We start from the raw sequence: 17,743 nt of genomic DNA on the forward strand, positions 1-17,743 counted from the left end.
AAAACCGTTAATCGGGGTTATGAAATTGTCCTAACCGCCCATTCTTCGTCATCCACGGGCGGAGCAAGGAGCATAGCGACGCGGCGCAGACCCCTGGAGCTGCTCCGCAGCCCAAGGGATCCATGCCGCGACTTCAGAGCACCGCCCACGGTGCAGAATTCAGCTCCGCTGCATTCCACGGCTGATGTCACGGCATGGATCCCAGGGTCTCCGCGACGGAGCTTCGCTCCTGCTTCGCCCTAGGATGACGAAGTTGGGAAGGCTTCGGCCAATCGCGAATGTTTATAATGGGCCACCGATACTGCATGGCTTTACCGACGTTCATGCCCTGGGATGGGCCGATTCGTAGATTTCGAGCAGCCTTGCGGTGTCGACGCCGGTGTAGATCTGCGTCGTCGACAGGCTGGCGTGGCCCAGGAGTTCCTGGATGGTGCGCAGATCGCCGCCTCGGCCGAGCAGATGGGTGGCGAAGGAATGGCGCAAGGCATGTGGCGTCGCCGTGTCCGGCAGGTTGAGCGCCGAACGCAGCTTCGCCATGTCACGCTGGATGATGGCCGGGTTGAGCGGGCCACCGCGCGCACCGCGAAACAGCAGACCCTTCGGATCGAGGTGATAGGGGCAGAGCCGGCGGTATTCGGCGATCGCCCTGAGCGCCACCGGCAACACCGGCACCAGCCGTGTCTTGCCGCCCTTGCCGATGACGCGCAGCACGGTGTCGGCTTCCGACGCCAGATCAGCGGCATTGAGGCCAAGCGCTTCCGAAATGCGCAGGCCCGAGCCGTAGAGCAGCGTCAGCACGGCGGCGTTGCGGGCGGCGATCCAGGGTTCTTCCGCCAGTTGGCCTTCCACCGATACGACATGTTTGGCATCGCTCGCCGTCAAAGGTTTGGGCAGGGATTTGGGTTGTCGCGGCGCGCGCAAGGCCGCCGCACCTGCCGCATTGGCGAGGCCGCGCCGCTCGAGGAACCGCAGCAGCGAGCGGATGCCGGCCAGGCCACGGCCAAGCGTGCGTGCGCCGGCGCCGGCATTGCGGCGGGCGGCGAGGAAGCCGCGCAGGTCGGCCGGGCGCAGATCGGCGATATCGGAAATGCCGGGCGGTCCGCCGATATGGCCGGTGAGGAAATGCAGGAACTGGCGTGAATCGCGCTCATAGGCTTCCACTGTCTCGGGCGACAGGCGACGTTCACGCGCGAGCATCTTCAGCCAGCTTTCGCGCGCGGCCTGGAGATCGGCCTTTGCCGGTATGAGGAATTCCTGCATCGGGTCTGTTCCGGTTCGCCGTCATTTTCCGGCAGCCGGGTTAGGAAGCGGTGAAGAGCCCGTTATTGAAATGACGGCGAGGCGGCGCTAGAGCAGGGACAAAGGATTTTCGCCCATGAGCAAGCCGCAGAACCCCGTCCAGATGGCCGTAATCGGCGCCGCGCACGGCATCAAGGGCGAACTCAGGGTAAAAACCTTCACCGGCGAGCCAATGGCGCTGGCGGATTATGGGCCGCTCTACGCCAGGGATGGACGAGCCTTTCAGATAACCGACATAAGGCCTGCCAACACCGTTGTCGTGGTGCGCTTCAAGGGTGTCAGCGACCGCAATGCGGCCGAGGCGCTCGCCGGCACGGAGCTGTTCGTCGACCGTTCGATGCTGCCCGATGATGGCGAGGAGGACGAATTCTACCATGCCGACCTGATCGGGCTGGAGATCCGGGATGATACCGGCGCCGCCATCGGCAAGGTGGTCGCGGTGCACAATTTCGGCGGCGGCGACATCCTCGATGTGACGCTCGCCGGGCGCAAGGGCGTGCTGATCCCGTTCACGCAAGCCGCCGTGCCTGCCGTGTCGATCGCCGAGGGCTTTGTCCGCGTCGATCCGGTGGCGGCTGGACTGGTCGAGGACGAGGACGAGGACGCGGACGCGCCGCGCGAGGAGGATTTCGACCCGAAGGGCCGGCCGCGCGGGCCGCGCGACGCCGGAGGCAACCGGTGAGTTTTGCCGCGTCGGTGCTGACGCTCTATCCCGAGATGTTTCCGGGCGCGCTTGGCCTGTCGCTGGCCGGGCGGGCACTGGAGGCGGGGACATGGTCTCTGGAGGCGATACAGATACGCGACTTCGCCACCGACCGGCATCGCACCGTCGACGACACGCCGGCCGGCGGCGGCGCCGGCATGGTGATGCGCGCCGATGTCCTGGCGAAGGCGATCGACCATGCCTCGCCGGAGGGCGATTTGCGTCCGCGCCTGCTGATGAGCCCTCGCGGAAGACCACTGACGCAGGCTCGCGTGCGCGAACTCGCCGCCGGGCCGGGTGCCGTCATCCTGTGCGGCCGCTTCGAAGGCGTCGACCAGCGGGTGATCGATGCACGGGGACTGGAGGAAGTCTCGATCGGCGATTTCATCCTGTCCGGCGGCGAGCCGGCGGCCCTAGTGCTGCTCGACGCCGTGGTGCGGCTGTTGCCCGGGGTGATGGGCAATGCGGTCTCCGGGGAAGAAGAGAGTTTCGAAAACGGCCTGCTCGAACATCCGCACTATACGCGACCGCAGGAATTCGAGGGCCGGGAGATTCCCGAAGTGCTGATCTCCGGCAATCACAAGAAGATCGCCGCCTGGCGCCGCGCGCAGTCGGAGACGCTGACGAAAGAGCGGCGACCCGATCTGTTCCGCGATCAGCCTTTGCCGAAATAGTAAAGAGCCAGGAACAGGCCGACGGCGATGACGAAGCCGCGCACCACGTTCTGCGGTACGCGCTTGGCGATCCAGACACCGGCATAGCCGCCGAGCGCCCCGCCTGGGATCATGACGATCGCCTCCGGCCAGGCGACGACGCCGCCCGAGACGAAGACGACGATGGCGACAGCCGCGATGACCACGGCCAGCATGTTCTTCAGCGCGTTCAGGCGGTGGTAGTCGCCGGCTTGAGTCAGGCCGAGGGTGGCCAGCATCATCACGCCCATGCCGGCGCCGAAGAAGCCGCCATAGATGGCGGTGACGAATTGCGCCAGGGAGCCGGCGAGTGAGCCGACAGCCGCTTCGTGTCCGGGTTTCGGCGCCGGCTTCAGCCAGGGCCCGGCGGCAAACAGTGCCGTCGCGCCCAAAAGCAGCCACGGCACCAGGACGCGAAAGGACGGATTGTCGAGCGCCAGCAGGATCAGGGCGCCGGCTAGCGCGCCGACGGCCGAGATCAGGCAGAGCAGCAGCGCGCCGCGCCAGAAGTGCCTGATGTCGGCCCAGTAAGCGAGGGTCGAGGTGATGTAGCCGGGGAACTGCGTCACCGAGGAGGTGGCGTTGGCCACGATCGGGGGGACGCCGACCAGTGTCATGGCGCCGAAGGTGATGAAGGTGCCGCCGCCGGCGACCGCATTGGCGGCGCCTGACAGAAAGCCCGCCAGGAAGAGCAGGATGGCGTCGAAAACAGACATGGATGGCCGCCGTCAAGAAGTGTGCTATTCTGGCTTAGGAAGCTTGGTGGACAGACGCAACCCGGCACGGCAGGATTAAGATGGTGCCATGCCGGGAGCCATGCCGGCAAAAAATGCATGGGCAAGGCGTGACAAAGCGCCGAAATAGCTGTATGTGCCCGCCCGTACCGGCAAGAACAAATCTGCCGGACCCGTCAACAATGACGGTGTAGTCGCCCCTGCCCGATGTCTGGGAGACAAATGTCTTGGAGACAAAGGACATAGCCGAGCGGTCAATGGAACTGCAAGGCGAGCGTAGGGCGCTCTGACTGTCGGAAGAACAAGAAGTGGATTTTTAGATGGATCTCATCCGTCAGCTCGAGGCCGAACAGGCCGCCAAGATCGAAGCCAAGCGCAAGCTTCCCGAATTCCAGCCCGGCGACACCGTGCGCGTCCAGGTCCGCGTGACCGAAGGCACCCGCACCCGCGTCCAGGCTTATGAGGGCGTCGTCATCGCCCGCGCCGGTTCCGGCTTCCAGGAAAATTTCACCGTCCGCAAGATCTCCTACGGCGAAGGCGTCGAGCGCGTGTTCCCCGTCTACTCGCCGATGGTCGAAGGCGTCGAGATCGTGCGCCGCGGCAAGGTACGTCGCGCCAAGCTCTATTACCTTCGCGATCGTCGCGGCAAGTCGGCCCGTATTTCGGAAAACACCGGCGTGCGCGCCCGCAAGCTCAATGATGAGGAGCGCGACGCGCTGAACGCCGAGAAGGCGCGCATCGAGGCCGAGAAGGTCGCAGCCGCCCAGGCGCTGGCCGCCGAGACGGCCGCCAAGGAAGCCGCCGAGAAGAAGGCAGCCGCCGAGGCTGAAGCAGCAGCCAAGGCTGCCGCCGAAGCGACCCCGGCCGAATAAGAGTTTGACGAAGGAATTTGAAAAAGGCGGCTTCGGCCGCCTTTTTTTCGTTTCACCGAACTGTGAACGGGTTCAGCCTCGGAGATCGGGGTCGGCAATTGACGCCCAATCATATTGTGTATTAACTAATCGTGCACAATCTAATTGGAGAATGGAAGATGGCACTCTACACCACACAGGCCCACGTGACGGGCGGTCGCGCCGGCCATGGCGAAACCAGCGATGGCCTGCTCAAGGTCGATCTGGCAATGCCCAAGGAGCTCGGCGGACCAGGTGGCGCGACCAATCCCGAACAGCTTTTCGCCATCGGCTATGCCGCCTGCTTCGAAAGCGCGATCCGCTTCGTGGCGCGCAAGCAGAAGCTGCCGCTCGAGGATGCAGCGGTAGCGGCCACCGTCAGCCTGCTCCCCAATGGCGAAGGCTTCAAGCTCGGCGTCGCGTTGGCAGCGGAGACGAAAGGCCTTGATCAGGCGGCGGCTGAAGCGCTTGTATCGGCGGCGCATCAGATTTGCCCCTATTCGAATGCCATCAGGGGCAATGTCGAGGTGGCGCTTTCGGTAAAGGTGGCATGACGACAAAAGTCGAAACGAAAGCCAGAGAAGCCCCGGCGGAGGCCGCCCGGGCGCACCCGGTGCCACGGCTCGATCAACAGCTCTGTTTCGCGCTCTATTCGGCGAGCGGATTGATGACCAAGCTTTACCGGCCGTTGCTCGATCCGCTCGGCCTGACCTATCCGCAATATCTGGTGATGCTGGCGCTGTGGGAACGCGCGCCGAGCACGGTCGGCGACCTTGGCGAAGCGCTCGGCCTGGATTCAGCGACGCTGACCCCGCTGCTCAAGCGAATGGAAGCGGGCGGCCTCGTCACCCGCCGGCGCGATGCCGACGACGAGCGCCGGGTGCTGGTCGAGCCGACGGCCAAGGGCCAGGCGCTGCGCGCGAACATGAAGGATGTGCAGGCGGCGCTCGATTGCGGCATGCCGCTGGAGCGGGCTGAGCTCAAAACCCTTCACGGCACGCTCACCCGCCTTGTCGCGGGATTGCGCGAAGCCGCGACCGAGCAAGATTGATCGCGGCAAGGATCGTCCTCAAAAACCGCCTCCCGGAAGCACTGGAATCCACGTCAACGCGCAAGGTCGCGCTGGACCCGTCTTGCAAGGCGCTTGCGGAAAGCTAAAGTCGGCGCCGGATTTCTCTGCCGCGCATGCATCGCGCGGCCAATCATTTCGGGGAGTGTGTCATGACCAAATCGAAATTGCTGTTGGCCGGCCTGTTGGCCCTGGTCCTGGCGCCCGTTGCCGCCTTCGCGCAGGCGCTGCCCGATCTCGGCGGCAGACAAGTGGTGGTGGTGACCGAGAACGCCTATCCGCCGCTGCAGTTCATCGACGCCAAGACGGGAAAACAGATCGGCTGGGAATATGACGCGATGAACGAGATCGCCAAGCGGCTCAATTTCAAGGTCGAGTACCAGAACACCTCCTGGGATGCGATGATCCAGGCGGTTTCCGACAACCAGTACAACATCGGCATGACCGGCATCACCATCAAGGACGACCGCAAGCAGAAGGTGGATTTCTCCGACCCCTATATGCGCTCGGAACAGTTCATGCTGGTGCGCGGCGATGAAAGCCGCTTCACCGACGCCAAGACCTTCGGCGCCTTCAAGGACGGACTGATCGGCGCACAGGCCGGCACCACGCCTTTCTACACCGCCGTCTACAGTGTGCTCGACGGCAATGAGCAGAACCCGCGCATCAAACTGTTCGAGACGTTTGGCGCCACCGTCCAGGCACTGAAGTCCGGCGACGTCGATGTCGTGCTGACCGACGGCACCGCCGGCAAGGGTTATGTCGATGCTTCGGAGGGCAAGCTGAAGCTGATCGGCGGCCCGCTCGGCACCGAGGATTTCGGCTTCATCTTCCCCAAGGGCTCCGACCTCGTGAAGCCGGTCAACGCGGCGATCGCAGCGCTGAAGGCGGATGGCACCTTCGATGCGCTGAACAAGAAGTGGTTCCTTGATTACAAGATGGGGCAGTGAGCCAATCTTGTTGAGGGCGTGGTCTGATGGGCAGGGATTTGCGTTGGCGCGTCCCTCTCGCAGTTCTTGCGTCGCCGACCTCTGCTAATGGCAGCCCCCACCATTTCCAAACCAGACTTCCCCTGGTGGCTCGCCGTTGCCGGTGTCCTTGCGCTGGCGGCGGCCCTCGCCATCGCCGCCAGCGATCTCTATGCGCAGGTCTTCGCCACTGTCGCCAAGGGCATCGGCATCACCGTCTTCGTCACCGTGATCGCCTTTGTCCTGGCGTCGGTGATCGGCCTCGGCATCGCTTTGATGGGACTGTCGGGTTCGGCCTGGCTGCGGCAGATCGCGCGCTTCTATGTCGAGATCATTCGCGGCGTGCCGATCCTGGTGCTGCTGTTCTGGATAGCCTTTGCCGGCGCGCCGGCCTTCGTCGCGGCCTGGAACGGGCTGACCGCGCCATTGCAGAATGCCGGCGTCCTCGGCGAATTGCTGGTGCGTGACGTGTCGTTGCTGTGGCGTGCCATCATGGCGCTGACCATCGGCTATTCGGCCTTTATCTCCGAGGTTTTTCGCGCCGGCATCCAGTCGGTCGAGAAAGGACAGATCGAGGCAGCGAAGGCCTTGGGGCTGAGCCGTGCGCAGCGCTTCCGGCTGGTCGTGTTCCCACAGGCGATCCGCACCATCCTGCCGCCGCTCGGCAATGATTTCGTCGCCCTGGTCAAGGATTCCTCGCTGGTCTCGGTGCTCGGCGTCGCCGACATCACGCAGATGGGCAAAGTGTATGCCGCCGGCTCGTTCCGCTTCTTCGAGACCTATTCGATAACAGCCTATATCTATCTCATCCTCACCGTCGGCCTGTCGCTGGCGCTCAGGGCGCTGGAGCGGCGTTTGCGCCGCCAGCACGAGGAATAGTTTTTGGGCCGGGACAGCGTTACGCTCGGTGCTTGCCGGAGGAGGAGCTGCCAGTGAACATCGACAAGGCCAATGCGGCGCTGGATTCGGTCTACACGGCCGATACGCCCGAAACGCTGGCGCGGGCCTATGCCGCATGGGCCGCGACCTATGATGGCGAAACCGCCTCGCTCGGGTATCTCCTGCCGTTCCTGATCACCGCCTGGGTTACCCGCCACGTGCCTGCGGGAGAAGGGCCGCTGCTCGACGCCGGCTGCGGCACGGGCCTGTCGGGACCGTCGCTGAAGGCGCTCGGCTATAGCGACATTGCCGGACTCGACCTGTCGGACGACATGCTCAAGATCGCCGGCAGCCGCAGTGCCTACAGCGAGCTGAAGCAGGCAATCCTGGGCGGGCCGCTGCCATGGCCGGACGGGTATTTCCGCGCCTTCTTCTCCACCGGTGTGTTCACCATCAGCCACGCGCCGGCCACCGGCCTGCACGAACTGGTGCGCATCACGAAAAAGGGCGGCCACGCCATCTTCACGGTGCGCGACCAGGTGTTTGAGAGCGGCGGGTTTCAGGCCGTGTTCGACGAATTGGAACAGGCAGCGAAATGGCGGGCGGTTGAGGCAAGCCCGTGGTTTCGCTGTTACGCCATCGCCGAGCCCGACGCACTGGTGAAGACTTTTGTGTTTGAGGTGATGTAAGCCGAGGGAGAAGTGCTGGCGCCACGCCGCAATTGCCGAAAAGCCAAAACATTGCTATCTAGCCCGCCATGGAAAAGCTTTTCAGCGATCCTGCCTACAAGGGGTTCGTGCTGCAGGACAGAAAACGCCTGCCGTCGCGCTTTTCCGCGCGCGTGTCCGGCGCCCTGACCAGCCGACTTCGCTGATCCCTGCCGGCCTGCCGCGGGCTTGCGGCATCAGCACCTTCCCATTCTCATATCTACGGATTTACGCACATGAGCGCACCGCGCACCCTCTACGACAAGATTTTCGACGACCATGTCGTCGACCGCCAGGACGACGGCACCTGCCTGCTCTACATCGACCGCCACCTCGTCCATGAGGTGACCAGTCCGCAGGCCTTCGAAGGCCTGCGCATGAGCGGCCGGAAAGTCCGTCACCCGGAAAAGACGCTGGCCGTGGTCGACCACAACGTCTCGACCTCGCCCGAGCGCAAGTTCGGCATCAAGAACGAGGAAAGCCGCATCCAGGTCGAAGCGCTGGCCAGGAACGCCAGGGACTTCGGCGTCGAATATTATTCCGAGAACGATATCCGCCAGGGCATCGTCCACATCATCGGCCCCGAGCAGGGCTTTACGCTGCCCGGCATGACCATCGTCTGCGGCGACAGCCACACTTCGACGCACGGTGCCTTCGGCGCGCTGGCGCATGGCATCGGCACGTCCGAGGTCGAGCATGTGCTGGCGACGCAAACGCTGATCCAGCGCAAGGCCAAGAACATGCTGGTGCGCGTCGACGGCCAGCTGCCGGAAGGGGTCACCGCCAAGGACATCATCCTTGCCATCATCGGCGAGATCGGCACCGCCGGCGGCACCGGCTATGTCATCGAATATGCCGGCGAGGCGATCCGTGCGCTGTCGATGGAAGGCCGCATGACGATCTGCAACATGTCGATCGAGGGCGGCGCGCGCGCCGGCCTGATCGCGGCCGACGAGACCACCTTCGCCTATGTCAAGGACAAGCCGCGCGCGCCGAAGGGCGCTGCCTGGGACGCGGCGCTCGAATACTGGAAGACGCTGCGGACCGACGAAGGCGCGCATTTCGACAAGGTGATCGTGCTCGACGCGGCCAAGCTGCCGCCGATCGTCTCCTGGGGCTCCTCGCCCGAGGATGTCGTCTCCGTGCAGGGCATCGTGCCGAACCCGGAAGACATCACCGACGAGAACAAGCGCACCTCCAAGCTGCGCGCGCTCGACTATATGGGCCTGACGCCGGGGACGAAGATCACCGACATCACGCTCGACCGCGTCTTCATCGGCTCCTGCACCAACGGCCGTATCGAGGATCTGCGCGCCGTCGCCAAGGTGGTCGAGGGCAAGACAGTCAGCCCGCATGTCGATGCCATGATCGTGCCGGGCTCCGGCCTGGTCAAAGAGCAGGCCGAAGCCGAGGGGCTGGACAAGATCTTCCGCGCCGCCGGGTTCGACTGGCGCGAGCCGGGCTGTTCGATGTGCCTGGCCATGAACGACGACCGGCTGAAGCCGCATGAGCGCTGCGCCTCGACCTCGAACCGCAATTTCGAGGGCCGCCAGGGCTTCAAGGGTCGCACCCACCTGGTGTCGCCGGCCATGGCGGCGGCGGCGGCGATTGCCGGCCACTTCGTCGACATTCGCGACTGGAAATAAGCCAGGCTGGAGTTGACCCGAGCCTTTGCAGGGCTCGGGTCAAGCCTTCCTGTCGCGCCGGATGAGTTCGTGGAATTCCTCGCGGCGCCCAGGTTCGTCCGCCGCGACCACGAGCGCCAGCTGCTCTTCGTCAAAGAGCTTGAACCACTCGTCCCATTCGACAAGCTCATAGCCGCCGGCGTTGACGGGCCGTTCCGGCTGGTCCTGGTCCTGATAGGCGTGCTGGCCGAAGACCAGCCTAAGCATGGGCTGCGTCCCAGCCTCTGGCGATATGTCGACGATGGCGGGAAAGCCGGCACGCCCGGCAGCCCATGAACGGATTGCATCGTGGTCGGTCAATATGATCGTGTCGGCCATGGCCTGCTCCTGGATTGTGAGTTCAGGAACGCTTCCGACAGCACCGGGTTCCCGCAAACATACGGCGCCGACAGCCCAGGCTTAACGGCTTGTTTGGGCTTGCCCTCTAAGGTCTTCCGCGACGTCAGCAGAGGGGAAGTCACAGTCCTTTGGACACCGGCCTGTTCATAGCGTTGCTCAATCCGACGATCGCGCTGGCGCTCGGCGCGGCCTTCCTCATGCTGTGGTTCCATCAGCGCCATCGCCCCTATCTGGCGGTGCTGGCGCTCAGCTACTGCGTCTCGGCGCCCGGCTTCCTGTTCCAATATTTCACCTTGCCCATCGGTGTGACGCTGACCAAGCTGGTGTCGAACATCTGCTTCACCATCGCCGCCTGCTGCCTGTCCGGCGCCATCATCGCCCGCTACGGCCGGAAGGTGCCCGGCGTCGGGATCGCCGTGCTGGCGGGCGGCGGCCTTGCGGCATTCGCGTGGTTCCTGTTCGTCACCCCGGATCTCACCTGGCGCATCCTGGCGATGAATTTCGGTTTCGGCGGCGTCAGCCTGCTCGTCGCCGCCGAACTGCGCCCGGTGCGCAACAACGGCCCGACGGAAAAGATCCTGTTCGTGCTGTCGCTGCTGTCCAGCGTCAATTTCTTCGTGCGCACCCTGGCGGTCGTCATCGCGCACGGGCCCTTCGCCGGTTATGACGGCTTCTACGGCTCGTCCTACTGGACGACGGCGCTGCTGTCGCACGCGCTGCTGTCGCTGCTGATCGCGCTTTGCCTCTTCACCGCCGCCGCGCTCGACGTGATGAAGGCGCTTAAGACGGAAACCCACACCGATCCGCTTTCGGGGCTGCTCAACCGCCGGGGTTTCGAGGAGCGCGCCGCCATGCTGCTGCAGCGTTGCGCCGTGGCCAAATTCCCGGTGGCGCTGGTGCTGGCGGACCTCGACCATTTCAAGGCGCTCAACGATATGCACGGGCATGCCGCCGGCGACCGCGTGATCGCGGATTTCGCCGGGAAGCTGCGCTCGGCCACGGGAGCGCGAGGTGCCGCGGGGCGCATCGGCGGCGAGGAATTCGCCGTGCTTTTGCCGCTGACCGATCTCGCCGCGGCGCGGCTCTTCGCCGAGGCGGTGCGCACACTCTATTCGGCTGGCGGCGTCGACGGGCTTCCCGCCGGCACCAAGGTCACCGCCAGCTTCGGCGTGGCGGCCCGCAGCGGCGACGAGACGCTGGAACCGTTGATGCGACGGGCGGACGAGGCGCTTTACAAGGCCAAGAAAAACGGTCGCGACAGCGTGCGCCTCTCCTACGAGCGACCGGAGACGGTGTTCGTGCCGGAGCCGCTCAGGGCCAGCTGACCGCCGCGTCCGCGCTTCGCGTTAACGTCTTTTTCGCCCGTCGATGTTTAGCTGTCGGCGGGGGTTTGAGGATAGATGAGCGGCGCCAACTTCATCCTGTTGATCAATCTGGCGGTTGCCGGCCTGCTGGCGGTATCCTTCATGGCTGTCTCGTTCCATGATGCCGGCCGCGCGCCGGCGCGCTGGATGGCGTCAGCTTATGTCCTGGGCGTGGTCTATTCGGCGATCGAATTCAGCATTCCGGCCTTCAACGATGCGCGGCTTCCTGTGGTTACGGCCTTTGCCGTTTTCCTCGGCGCCACCATTGCCTTCAACGGCGGACTTGCCCGCAAATATGGCGTGGCGCCGCCATGGACGCCGATGCTGTTCTTCCTGGCCGCAACCACCCTCGCGGTCTATTTCGTGCAGGATCTGCCGCGCCAGTCGCTCACCCGCATCATGGCCTACCAGCTTCCCTACGCCGCCATGCAGGTCGTTGGCCTTGGCATCGTCTGGACGTCTAGGCAAAGCCGCGGTCGCCTCGATCTGATCTTGATGGCGGTGCTGGCGGCCAGCGGCCTGCAGTTTGCCTCAAAGCCGTTCATCGCGCATGCGCTCGGCGGCTGGGGCGCCAATCCGCAGGCCTATCTGCAAAGCAGCTACGCGCTGGTGTCGCAATCGCTGGGCACTGTCTTTGCCCTGGCACTGGCGCTGCTGACGCTGGGCATTCTCGTTCGCGATGTGCTTGCCGAAGTGACGTCGAAGTCGGAGGTGGACACGCTGTCGGGCCTGCTCAACCGTGGCGGCTTCACGCGTCATGCGGAGCTGGCCGTACACGACGCCACGCGCCTGGGCGTGCCGGTGGCGATGGTCATTGCCGATCTCGATCATTTCAAGTCCGTCAACGACAGCTTCGGCCATGCCTCCGGCGACCGGGTGATCGAGGCCTTTGCCGGCCTGTTGCGAGAAGCGGCCGAGGGCCATCACGTGGTTGGCCGCATCGGTGGCGAGGAGTTCGCCGTTATCCTGACAGGCGCCAACCTTGCAGCCGCCCGGCTGTTCGCGGAAGGCACCCGCCACGCGTTCGGCGCATTGCCCATCAGCGGGTTGCCGGCCGACAGCCGCTGCACGTCGAGCTTCGGGATTGCCGAGCTCCACGTGAGCGAGGGGTTTTCCGACCTGATGCGGCGCGCGGATGAAGCGCTCTACCTGGCAAAGAATGCCGGGCGCGACTGCGTGCGTGTCTCCACCGGGCCAGCCGATGGGCTGGCCGTGTTCAAAATCGGTCAGGCCCGCATCAACGGCAGGGGCTGAGCTCCGGCATTTCGCCGTCGGACAGGCCGTACATATAGGAGCGGCCCTTGACGAACACCGGCGGGCGGTAGCAGTCGCCTTCGCCCGATATGTCGTCGGATTCGTTCTGGTAGATCACCTTGGGCTGGCCGGCGCTGGTGTAGTCGGACAATTGCCTGGCCAGCTTGCCTTCGCCGACGATGATGCGCTTGTAGCCGGCTGCGCTGTCGATGACGAGATTGCCGAGCGAATCGGCGTAGACGCGGTCATGATGGCGCAAACCGGCCTCGGCCGGCGCGGCCACCGTGACGGCAAGCGCTGCCAGCGTGAGGGCCGCGAGGCTTGTCCGCACTGATTTGGTGAGCACTGATCTAGAACGCATGTCGCTCTCCCTTTGTCGGCGCGAGAGAGATCGCGCCCCGATCTGGTCCTAATCGGAAATTAACCCTTTCTTAACCTTTGTTAAGGGGAGGAGCGGTCCAACGGCCGTTTCTTAATGAACATGGTTAATTTCGCGGTCGCCGCCGATGTCCCAACGGGACGACATGGCCGCTCGAATCCGGGGTAACTTGATCTTGGCGCGCCGCGTGGCTAGCGTGCCCGGCCATGAGGGGGCAGCACATGATGTTTGACCGAACGCTTCGGATGTCGTTCGCTATTCCGCTGCTTCTCGCGGCCGGCGCCTGTGTGCCGGAGGACGGCGCGCCCAAGGCCGCCAACACAGCGACACCCGTGGTGGCGCCTGCTGCTCCCGTCCAGCCACAGTCCGCGCGACCATCGACCAAGATCACCACCGACCTCACCGCCCCGCGCTTCACCGCGGGCACGGCCACCTACAGATGCGGCAATGGCGGCATGATCACCATTCAGAATCTCGGCACGTTGCTGCGCGTGGTCGGCCAGGAAGGCGCCACCGAGGAGTTCGCGGCGTCACCGGCAAACCAGAGCAGCCGCTACCAGGCGGTCACGCATGACGCAATCGTGATCGACGGACGCGAGGCGCTGGTGATGAAGAAGGGATCGACGCCGCAGACCTGCACCCGGTGAGCCAAATCTCGACACGGCCGCGCCCCTGGCGAGACATGCTGCACTGCAGCGATATCAAGCCGGCTTCGGCCGTTCGCCCGCTAATCGATTGAAGCCGCATCCGGGCTTTTAGTCAGACTAAATTACGTTTTCGAAACGGTTTTCTGGCTTTGACGCGGTGCAAAAAGAGCATTAGAAACCGGCTGTCCGAAGTCGCAACCGGAAGCGGCAATGCCGCATTTCCACCTGAGGCGGCAGACGCCGAACTGGGGCAGCCATGAGTAAATCACCAGCCACCCAAGCCAGACGCGAAAGGCCGCTTTCGCCGCACCTGAGCGTGTACCGGCCGCCGATCACCATGACGATGTCGATCATCCATCGCATCACCGGGGGCGCGCTTTACTTCGGCACGCTGCTGGTTGCCGTCTGGCTGATGGCGGCGGCATCCTCGCAGCCGGCTTTCGATTGGGTGAACTGGGCCTTCGGCACCTGGATCGGGCGGCTGATCCTGTTCGGCTATAGCTGGGCGCTGATGCATCACATGCTGGGCGGTGTCCGCCATCTGATCTGGGACACCGGGGCCGGGCTGGAAAAACACACGGCCTCGAAGATCGCCTGGGCGACGCTTGCCGGCTCGGTTCTGCTCACGCTGCTGATCTGGGTCGCCGGCACCATGGCGCGGGGAGCCTTGTGATGAGTGCGAAGAACACCGACATGCGTACCCCGCTGGCCAGGGTGCGCGGCCTGGGCTCTGCCCGCGAAGGCACCGGGCATTTCTGGCGCCAGCGATTGACGGCGATCGCCAACATCCCGCTGATCCTGTTTTTCACCGGGTTCCTGATCGCGCTCAACGGCGCCGGCTATGCACAGGTGCGGGCTGCGCTCGCCAACCCGTTCGTGGCGCTGGTGATGGCCCTGGTGCTCATCTCGCCGCTCTATCATATGCGGATCGGCATGCAGGTGATCATCGAGGACTATGTGCATGGCGAAGGCATGAAGCTGGCGCTGATCGCCCTCAACACATTCTTCACCATAGCAGTCGGCGTCGCTTCGCTGTTCGCCCTGCTGAAACTGGCATTCGGAGGCTGAAGTCTTGGCCCAGGACACGAAATCAGCCAACGCGGCAGGCTACACCTTTGTCGATCACAAGTTCGACGTGGTCGTCGTCGGCGCCGGCGGCGCCGGGCTGCGCGCCACGCTTGGCATGGCTGAACAGGGCCTGCGCACCGCCTGCATCACCAAGGTGTTCCCGACCCGCTCGCACACGGTTGCCGCGCAAGGCGGCATCGCCGCGTCGCTGTCAAACATGGGCCCGGATTCCTGGCAGTGGCACATGTACGACACCGTCAAGGGCTCGGACTGGCTGGGCGATGTCGACGCCATGGAATATCTGGTGCGCGAAGCCCCGGCCGCCGTTTACGAACTCGAACATTACGGCGTGCCGTTCTCGCGCACCGAAGAGGGCAAGATCTACCAGCGGCCGTTCGGCGGCCACATGATGAACTATGGCGACGGGCCGCCGGTGCAGCGCACCTGTGCGGCCGCCGACCGCACCGGCCATGCCATCCTGCACACGCTCTACGGCCAGTCGCTGAAGAACAACGCGCAGTTCTTCATCGAGTATTTCGCGCTCGATCTGATCATGGAACCGGACGGCACCTGCACCGGCGTCGTGGCGTGGAATCTGGACGACGGCACCATCCACCGCTTCTCGGCCAAGATGGTGGTGCTGGCGACCGGCGGCTATGGGCGCGCCTATTTTTCGGCGACCTCGGCGCACACCTGCACCGGCGACGGTGGCGGCATGGCGGCGCGGGCGGGGTTCCCGTTGCAGGACATGGAGTTCGTGCAGTTTCACCCGACCGGAATCTATGGCGCCGGCTGCCTGATTACCGAGGGCGCGCGCGGCGAGGGCGGCTATCTCGTCAACTCCGAGGGCGAACGCTTCATGGAGCGCTACGCACCGTCGGCCAAGGACCTCGCCTCGCGCGATGTCGTCTCGCGCTGCATGACGCTGGAAATTCGCGAGGGCCGCGGCGTCGGCAAGGCCAAGGACCACATCTTCCTGCACCTCGATCATCTCGATCCGGCGGTCTTGCACGAAAGGCTTCCAGGCATTTCGGAGTCGGCGAAAATCTTCGCCGGCGTCGACCTGACCAAGGAGCCGATCCCGGTGCTGCCGACGGTGCACTACAATATGGGCGGCGTGCCGACCAACTATTGGGGCGAGGTGCTCAATCCAACCGCGGACAACCCCGACCGGGTCTCGCCCGGCCTGATGGCGGTCGGCGAGGCCGGTTGCGCTTCCGTGCACGGCGCCAACCGGCTTGGCTCGAACTCGCTGATCGACCTGGTGGTGTTCGGCCGCGCCGCGGCGATCCGCGCCGGCCAGGTCATCGACCGCAAGGCGGCGATCCCGTCGCCCAACAAGGCTTCGGTCGACAAGATCATGGATCGCTTCGACCGGCTCCGCCACGCCAACGGCTCGACGCCGACGGCTGTCCTTCGTGAAAAGATGCAAAAGGCGATGCAGGAAGATGCCGCCGTGTTCCGCACGCAGGAATCGCTCGAAAACGGCTGCAAGCGCATTTCGGAAATCTGGACCGAGCTCAAGGATGTCAAAGTCTTCGACCGCTCGATGATCTGGAACTCGGACCTGGTCGAGACGCTGGAACTGGAAAACCTGATGGCCAACGCCATCACCACCGTCTACGGCGCCGAGGCGCGCAAGGAGAGCCGTGGCGCGCATGCCCGGGAAGATTTTTCCGCCCGCGACGACGCCAACTGGCGCAAGCATACGCTCGCCCATCTCAGTGAGGACGGCGCGGTGACGCTGACCTATAGGCCGGTGCACACCGAGCCGCTTTTGGCCGAAAAGGACGGCGGCATCAGTCTGGCCAAGATAGCGCCGAAGGCCAGGGTGTACTGAGGATGGCGACGGCGGCGGGATATTCCGGTACGTCCCTTCCGGCCAAGCTCGGCCTGAAGGATGGGATGATGGCTGCCTTCATCGCCCTGCCGCCGGAACTCACGGACCTCGCCGAGGCCGTCGATTTCGCCGAGGTCGACCGGCTGGCCGAATGGTCCGACATTTCGGGCGTGGTGTTGAAATACGACGCCATCCACGCCTTCACCAGACAGCGCGCCGAGATCGAGGATCGCCTCGGCGCACTCGAGGTGGCGATCAAGCGCGACGGCATGGTCTGGGTCTCCTGGCCAAAGAAGGCCTCGAAAGTGGCCACCGACGTCACCGAGGGCGTTGTCCGTGCTGAAGCGCTCAAGCTCGACCTTGTCGACGTCAAGATCGCCGCCGTGAACGAAATCTGGTCCGGACTGAAGCTCGTCATCCGAAAGGACCTGAGGTAATGGTCGAACTCACGCTCCCAAAGAACTCGAAGGTCCAGCAGGGCAAGACCTGGCCGAAGCCGGAGGCTGCCACCAATCTCAGGGAATACCGCATCTATCGCTGGTCGCCGGACGACGACGAGAACCCGCGCATGGACACCTACTTCGTCGATATGGACGATTGCGGGCCGATGGTGCTCGACGCGCTGCTGTGGATCAAGAACAAGATCGACCCGACGCTGACCTTGCGCCGCTCCTGCCGCGAAGGCATTTGCGGTTCCTGCGCCATGAACATCGACGGCTCGAACACGCTCGCCTGCACCAAGGGCTGCGACGACATATCGGGCGCGATCAAGATCTATCCGCTTCCGCATATGCCCGTGATCAAGGATCTGGTGCCCGATCTTACCAATTTCTACGCCCAGCACGCCTCCATCGAGCCATGGCTGAAGACGGTGTCGCCAACGCCGGCCAAGGAATGGCTGCAGAGCCACGAGGACCGCGAAAAGCTCGACGGGCTTTACGAGTGCATATTGTGCGCCTGCTGCTCGACCTCGTGCCCGAGCTACTGGTGGAACGGCGACCGCTATCTCGGCCCGGCGACGCTGCTGCAGGCCTATCGCTGGCTGATCGACAGCCGCGACGAGGCCAAGGGGGAACGGCTCGACAATCTCGAAGACCCGTTCCGGCTCTATCGCTGCCACACCATCATGAACTGCGCGCAGACCTGCCCGAAGGGGCTCAATCCCGCGAAGGCGATCGCCGAGATCAAGAAGATGATGGTGGAGCGGCGCGTCTGACGGCGATCGT

General features: G+C 64.4%; 21 protein-coding genes. 17 read left to right on the plus strand and 4 right to left on the minus strand.

Annotated elements, in window-relative coordinates; genetic code table 11:
- Window positions 1–321: 321 nt before the first annotated feature.
- The gene (locus FJW04_RS03070; RefSeq protein WP_140712269.1) at window positions 322–1,260 is read right to left on the minus strand and encodes a tyrosine recombinase XerC; all 939 of its coding nucleotides are present in this window, start codon (window positions 1,258–1,260) and stop codon (window positions 322–324) included.
- Window positions 1,261–1,375: 115 nt separating this feature from the next.
- Here FJW04_RS03070 and rimM point away from each other — a divergent pair, with 115 nt between their 5' ends.
- The gene (gene rimM / locus FJW04_RS03075; protein ID WP_140660455.1) at window positions 1,376–1,981 is read left to right on the plus strand and encodes a ribosome maturation factor RimM; all 606 of its coding nucleotides are present in this window, start codon (window positions 1,376–1,378) and stop codon (window positions 1,979–1,981) included.
- Window positions 1,978–2,676, plus strand: a complete 699-nt coding sequence (gene trmD, locus FJW04_RS03080; protein ID WP_140712271.1) for a tRNA (guanosine(37)-N1)-methyltransferase TrmD — start codon at window positions 1,978–1,980, stop codon at window positions 2,674–2,676. Before rimM ends, trmD begins: the two co-directional genes overlap by 4 nt.
- Here trmD and FJW04_RS03085 read toward each other — a convergent pair.
- Window positions 2,658–3,410, minus strand: a complete 753-nt coding sequence (locus FJW04_RS03085; protein ID WP_140660457.1) for a sulfite exporter TauE/SafE family protein — start codon at window positions 3,408–3,410, stop codon at window positions 2,658–2,660. The genes trmD and FJW04_RS03085 overlap by 19 nt on opposite strands.
- A gap of 338 nt (window positions 3,411–3,748) precedes the next feature.
- Here FJW04_RS03085 and rplS point away from each other — a divergent pair, with 338 nt between their 5' ends.
- The 7 genes from rplS (at window position 3,749) to leuC (ending at window position 9,587) form a co-directional block, all read left to right on the plus strand.
- Window positions 3,749–4,300, plus strand: coding sequence for a 50S ribosomal protein L19 (gene rplS / locus FJW04_RS03095; RefSeq protein WP_013892267.1), 552 nt, complete (start codon window positions 3,749–3,751; stop codon window positions 4,298–4,300).
- A gap of 158 nt (window positions 4,301–4,458) precedes the next feature.
- Window positions 4,459–4,872 (plus strand): organic hydroperoxide resistance protein, encoded by a 414-nt coding sequence (locus FJW04_RS03100; RefSeq protein WP_140660458.1) that lies wholly within the window; start codon window positions 4,459–4,461, stop codon window positions 4,870–4,872.
- Complete coding sequence (locus tag FJW04_RS03105) at window positions 4,869–5,369, plus strand: MarR family winged helix-turn-helix transcriptional regulator (RefSeq protein WP_015315025.1); 501 nt, start codon at window positions 4,869–4,871, stop codon at window positions 5,367–5,369. The genes FJW04_RS03100 and FJW04_RS03105 overlap by 4 nt, the downstream gene beginning before the upstream one ends.
- Window positions 5,370–5,539: 170 nt before the next feature.
- Window positions 5,540–6,337, plus strand: coding sequence for a transporter substrate-binding domain-containing protein (locus tag FJW04_RS03110; protein WP_015315026.1), 798 nt, complete (start codon window positions 5,540–5,542; stop codon window positions 6,335–6,337).
- A gap of 87 nt (window positions 6,338–6,424) precedes the next feature.
- Window positions 6,425–7,234 carry an amino acid ABC transporter permease gene (locus FJW04_RS03115; protein WP_140712273.1) on the plus strand — a complete coding sequence of 270 codons (810 nt, stop codon included), beginning with the start codon at window positions 6,425–6,427 and terminating at the stop codon, window positions 7,232–7,234.
- 53 nt (window positions 7,235–7,287) lie between these two features.
- Window positions 7,288–7,923 carry a class I SAM-dependent methyltransferase gene (locus FJW04_RS03120; RefSeq protein ID WP_140712275.1) on the plus strand — a complete coding sequence of 212 codons (636 nt, stop codon included), beginning with the start codon at window positions 7,288–7,290 and terminating at the stop codon, window positions 7,921–7,923.
- A gap of 254 nt (window positions 7,924–8,177) precedes the next feature.
- A complete protein-coding gene (gene leuC / locus FJW04_RS03130; RefSeq protein ID WP_015315030.1) occupies window positions 8,178–9,587 on the plus strand; it encodes a 3-isopropylmalate dehydratase large subunit in 1,410 nt (469 codons plus the stop codon).
- 39 nt (window positions 9,588–9,626) lie between these two features.
- Here leuC and FJW04_RS03135 read toward each other — a convergent pair whose 3' ends face one another.
- The gene (locus FJW04_RS03135; protein WP_140712277.1) at window positions 9,627–9,944 is read right to left on the minus strand and encodes a hypothetical protein; all 318 of its coding nucleotides are present in this window, start codon (window positions 9,942–9,944) and stop codon (window positions 9,627–9,629) included.
- A 149-nt stretch (window positions 9,945–10,093) separates the two neighbouring features.
- Between FJW04_RS03135 and FJW04_RS03140 the strand changes: the two genes are divergently transcribed.
- Window positions 10,094–11,290, plus strand: a complete 1,197-nt coding sequence (locus tag FJW04_RS03140) for a GGDEF domain-containing protein (protein ID WP_140618344.1) — start codon at window positions 10,094–10,096, stop codon at window positions 11,288–11,290.
- 75 nt (window positions 11,291–11,365) lie between these two features.
- On the plus strand, window positions 11,366–12,583 hold the full coding sequence (locus tag FJW04_RS03145; RefSeq protein WP_140618345.1) for a GGDEF domain-containing protein: 1,218 nt from the start codon (window positions 11,366–11,368) through the stop codon (window positions 12,581–12,583).
- On the opposite strand, the gene FJW04_RS03150 is transcribed toward FJW04_RS03145, so the two are convergent.
- Window positions 12,567–12,929: a hypothetical protein gene (locus FJW04_RS03150; RefSeq protein ID WP_140712491.1), complete on the minus strand. Its 363-nt coding sequence runs from the start codon at window positions 12,927–12,929 to the stop codon at window positions 12,567–12,569. The two genes, FJW04_RS03145 and FJW04_RS03150, sit on opposite strands and share 17 nt — an antisense overlap.
- 254 nt (window positions 12,930–13,183) lie before the next feature.
- Here FJW04_RS03150 and FJW04_RS03155 point away from each other — a divergent pair, with 254 nt between their 5' ends.
- From FJW04_RS03155 to FJW04_RS03180, 6 genes are all read left to right on the plus strand, one after another.
- The gene (locus FJW04_RS03155) at window positions 13,184–13,609 is read left to right on the plus strand and encodes a hypothetical protein (RefSeq protein ID WP_181172857.1); all 426 of its coding nucleotides are present in this window, start codon (window positions 13,184–13,186) and stop codon (window positions 13,607–13,609) included.
- 256 nt (window positions 13,610–13,865) lie between these two features.
- Entirely contained in the window at window positions 13,866–14,282 is a 417-nt protein-coding gene (gene sdhC / locus FJW04_RS03160; RefSeq protein WP_140712279.1) for a succinate dehydrogenase, cytochrome b556 subunit, read from the plus strand.
- The gene (sdhD, locus tag FJW04_RS03165) at window positions 14,282–14,677 is read left to right on the plus strand and encodes a succinate dehydrogenase, hydrophobic membrane anchor protein (RefSeq protein ID WP_023771889.1); all 396 of its coding nucleotides are present in this window, start codon (window positions 14,282–14,284) and stop codon (window positions 14,675–14,677) included. Before sdhC ends, sdhD begins: the two co-directional genes overlap by 1 nt.
- Window positions 14,678–14,681: 4 nt before the next feature.
- Window positions 14,682–16,517: a succinate dehydrogenase flavoprotein subunit gene (gene sdhA / locus FJW04_RS03170; RefSeq protein ID WP_140712281.1), complete on the plus strand. Its 1,836-nt coding sequence runs from the start codon at window positions 14,682–14,684 to the stop codon at window positions 16,515–16,517.
- A 2-nt stretch (window positions 16,518–16,519) separates the two neighbouring features.
- Window positions 16,520–16,954 (plus strand): DUF3052 domain-containing protein, encoded by a 435-nt coding sequence (locus tag FJW04_RS03175; protein ID WP_140712283.1) that lies wholly within the window; start codon window positions 16,520–16,522, stop codon window positions 16,952–16,954.
- The gene (locus FJW04_RS03180) at window positions 16,954–17,733 is read left to right on the plus strand and encodes a succinate dehydrogenase iron-sulfur subunit (RefSeq protein ID WP_140712285.1); all 780 of its coding nucleotides are present in this window, start codon (window positions 16,954–16,956) and stop codon (window positions 17,731–17,733) included. Before FJW04_RS03175 ends, FJW04_RS03180 begins: the two co-directional genes overlap by 1 nt.
- Window positions 17,734–17,743 lie beyond the last annotated feature (10 nt).

Source organism: Mesorhizobium sp. B2-7-3, from assembly GCF_006440715.1.
Taxonomy (GTDB): domain Bacteria; phylum Pseudomonadota; class Alphaproteobacteria; order Rhizobiales; family Rhizobiaceae; genus Mesorhizobium; species Mesorhizobium australicum.

Excerpts from the sequence above, each read along its gene's own strand:
- FJW04_RS03070 (WP_140712269.1), bottom strand. The coding sequence starts at position 1,260 with ATGCAGGAATTCCTCATACCGGCAAAGGCCGATCTCCAGGCCGCGCGC.
- rimM (WP_140660455.1), top strand. The coding sequence starts at position 1,376 with ATGAGCAAGCCGCAGAACCCCGTCCAGATGGCCGTAATCGGCGCCGCG.
- FJW04_RS03085 (WP_140660457.1), bottom strand. The coding sequence starts at position 3,410 with ATGTCTGTTTTCGACGCCATCCTGCTCTTCCTGGCGGGCTTTCTGTCA.
- rplS (WP_013892267.1), top strand. The coding sequence starts at position 3,749 with ATGGATCTCATCCGTCAGCTCGAGGCCGAACAGGCCGCCAAGATCGAA.
- FJW04_RS03100 (WP_140660458.1), top strand. The coding sequence starts at position 4,459 with ATGGCACTCTACACCACACAGGCCCACGTGACGGGCGGTCGCGCCGGC.
- FJW04_RS03105 (WP_015315025.1), top strand. The coding sequence starts at position 4,869 with ATGACGACAAAAGTCGAAACGAAAGCCAGAGAAGCCCCGGCGGAGGCC.
- FJW04_RS03110 (WP_015315026.1), top strand. The coding sequence starts at position 5,540 with ATGACCAAATCGAAATTGCTGTTGGCCGGCCTGTTGGCCCTGGTCCTG.
- FJW04_RS03115 (WP_140712273.1), top strand. The coding sequence starts at position 6,425 with ATGGCAGCCCCCACCATTTCCAAACCAGACTTCCCCTGGTGGCTCGCC.
- leuC (WP_015315030.1), top strand. The coding sequence starts at position 8,178 with ATGAGCGCACCGCGCACCCTCTACGACAAGATTTTCGACGACCATGTC.
- FJW04_RS03135 (WP_140712277.1), bottom strand. The coding sequence starts at position 9,944 with ATGGCCGACACGATCATATTGACCGACCACGATGCAATCCGTTCATGG.
- FJW04_RS03145 (WP_140618345.1), top strand. The coding sequence starts at position 11,366 with ATGAGCGGCGCCAACTTCATCCTGTTGATCAATCTGGCGGTTGCCGGC.
- FJW04_RS03155 (WP_181172857.1), top strand. The coding sequence starts at position 13,184 with ATGATGTTTGACCGAACGCTTCGGATGTCGTTCGCTATTCCGCTGCTT.
- sdhC (WP_140712279.1), top strand. The coding sequence starts at position 13,866 with ATGAGTAAATCACCAGCCACCCAAGCCAGACGCGAAAGGCCGCTTTCG.
- sdhD (WP_023771889.1), top strand. The coding sequence starts at position 14,282 with ATGAGTGCGAAGAACACCGACATGCGTACCCCGCTGGCCAGGGTGCGC.
- FJW04_RS03175 (WP_140712283.1), top strand. The coding sequence starts at position 16,520 with ATGGCGACGGCGGCGGGATATTCCGGTACGTCCCTTCCGGCCAAGCTC.
- FJW04_RS03180 (WP_140712285.1), top strand. The coding sequence starts at position 16,954 with ATGGTCGAACTCACGCTCCCAAAGAACTCGAAGGTCCAGCAGGGCAAG.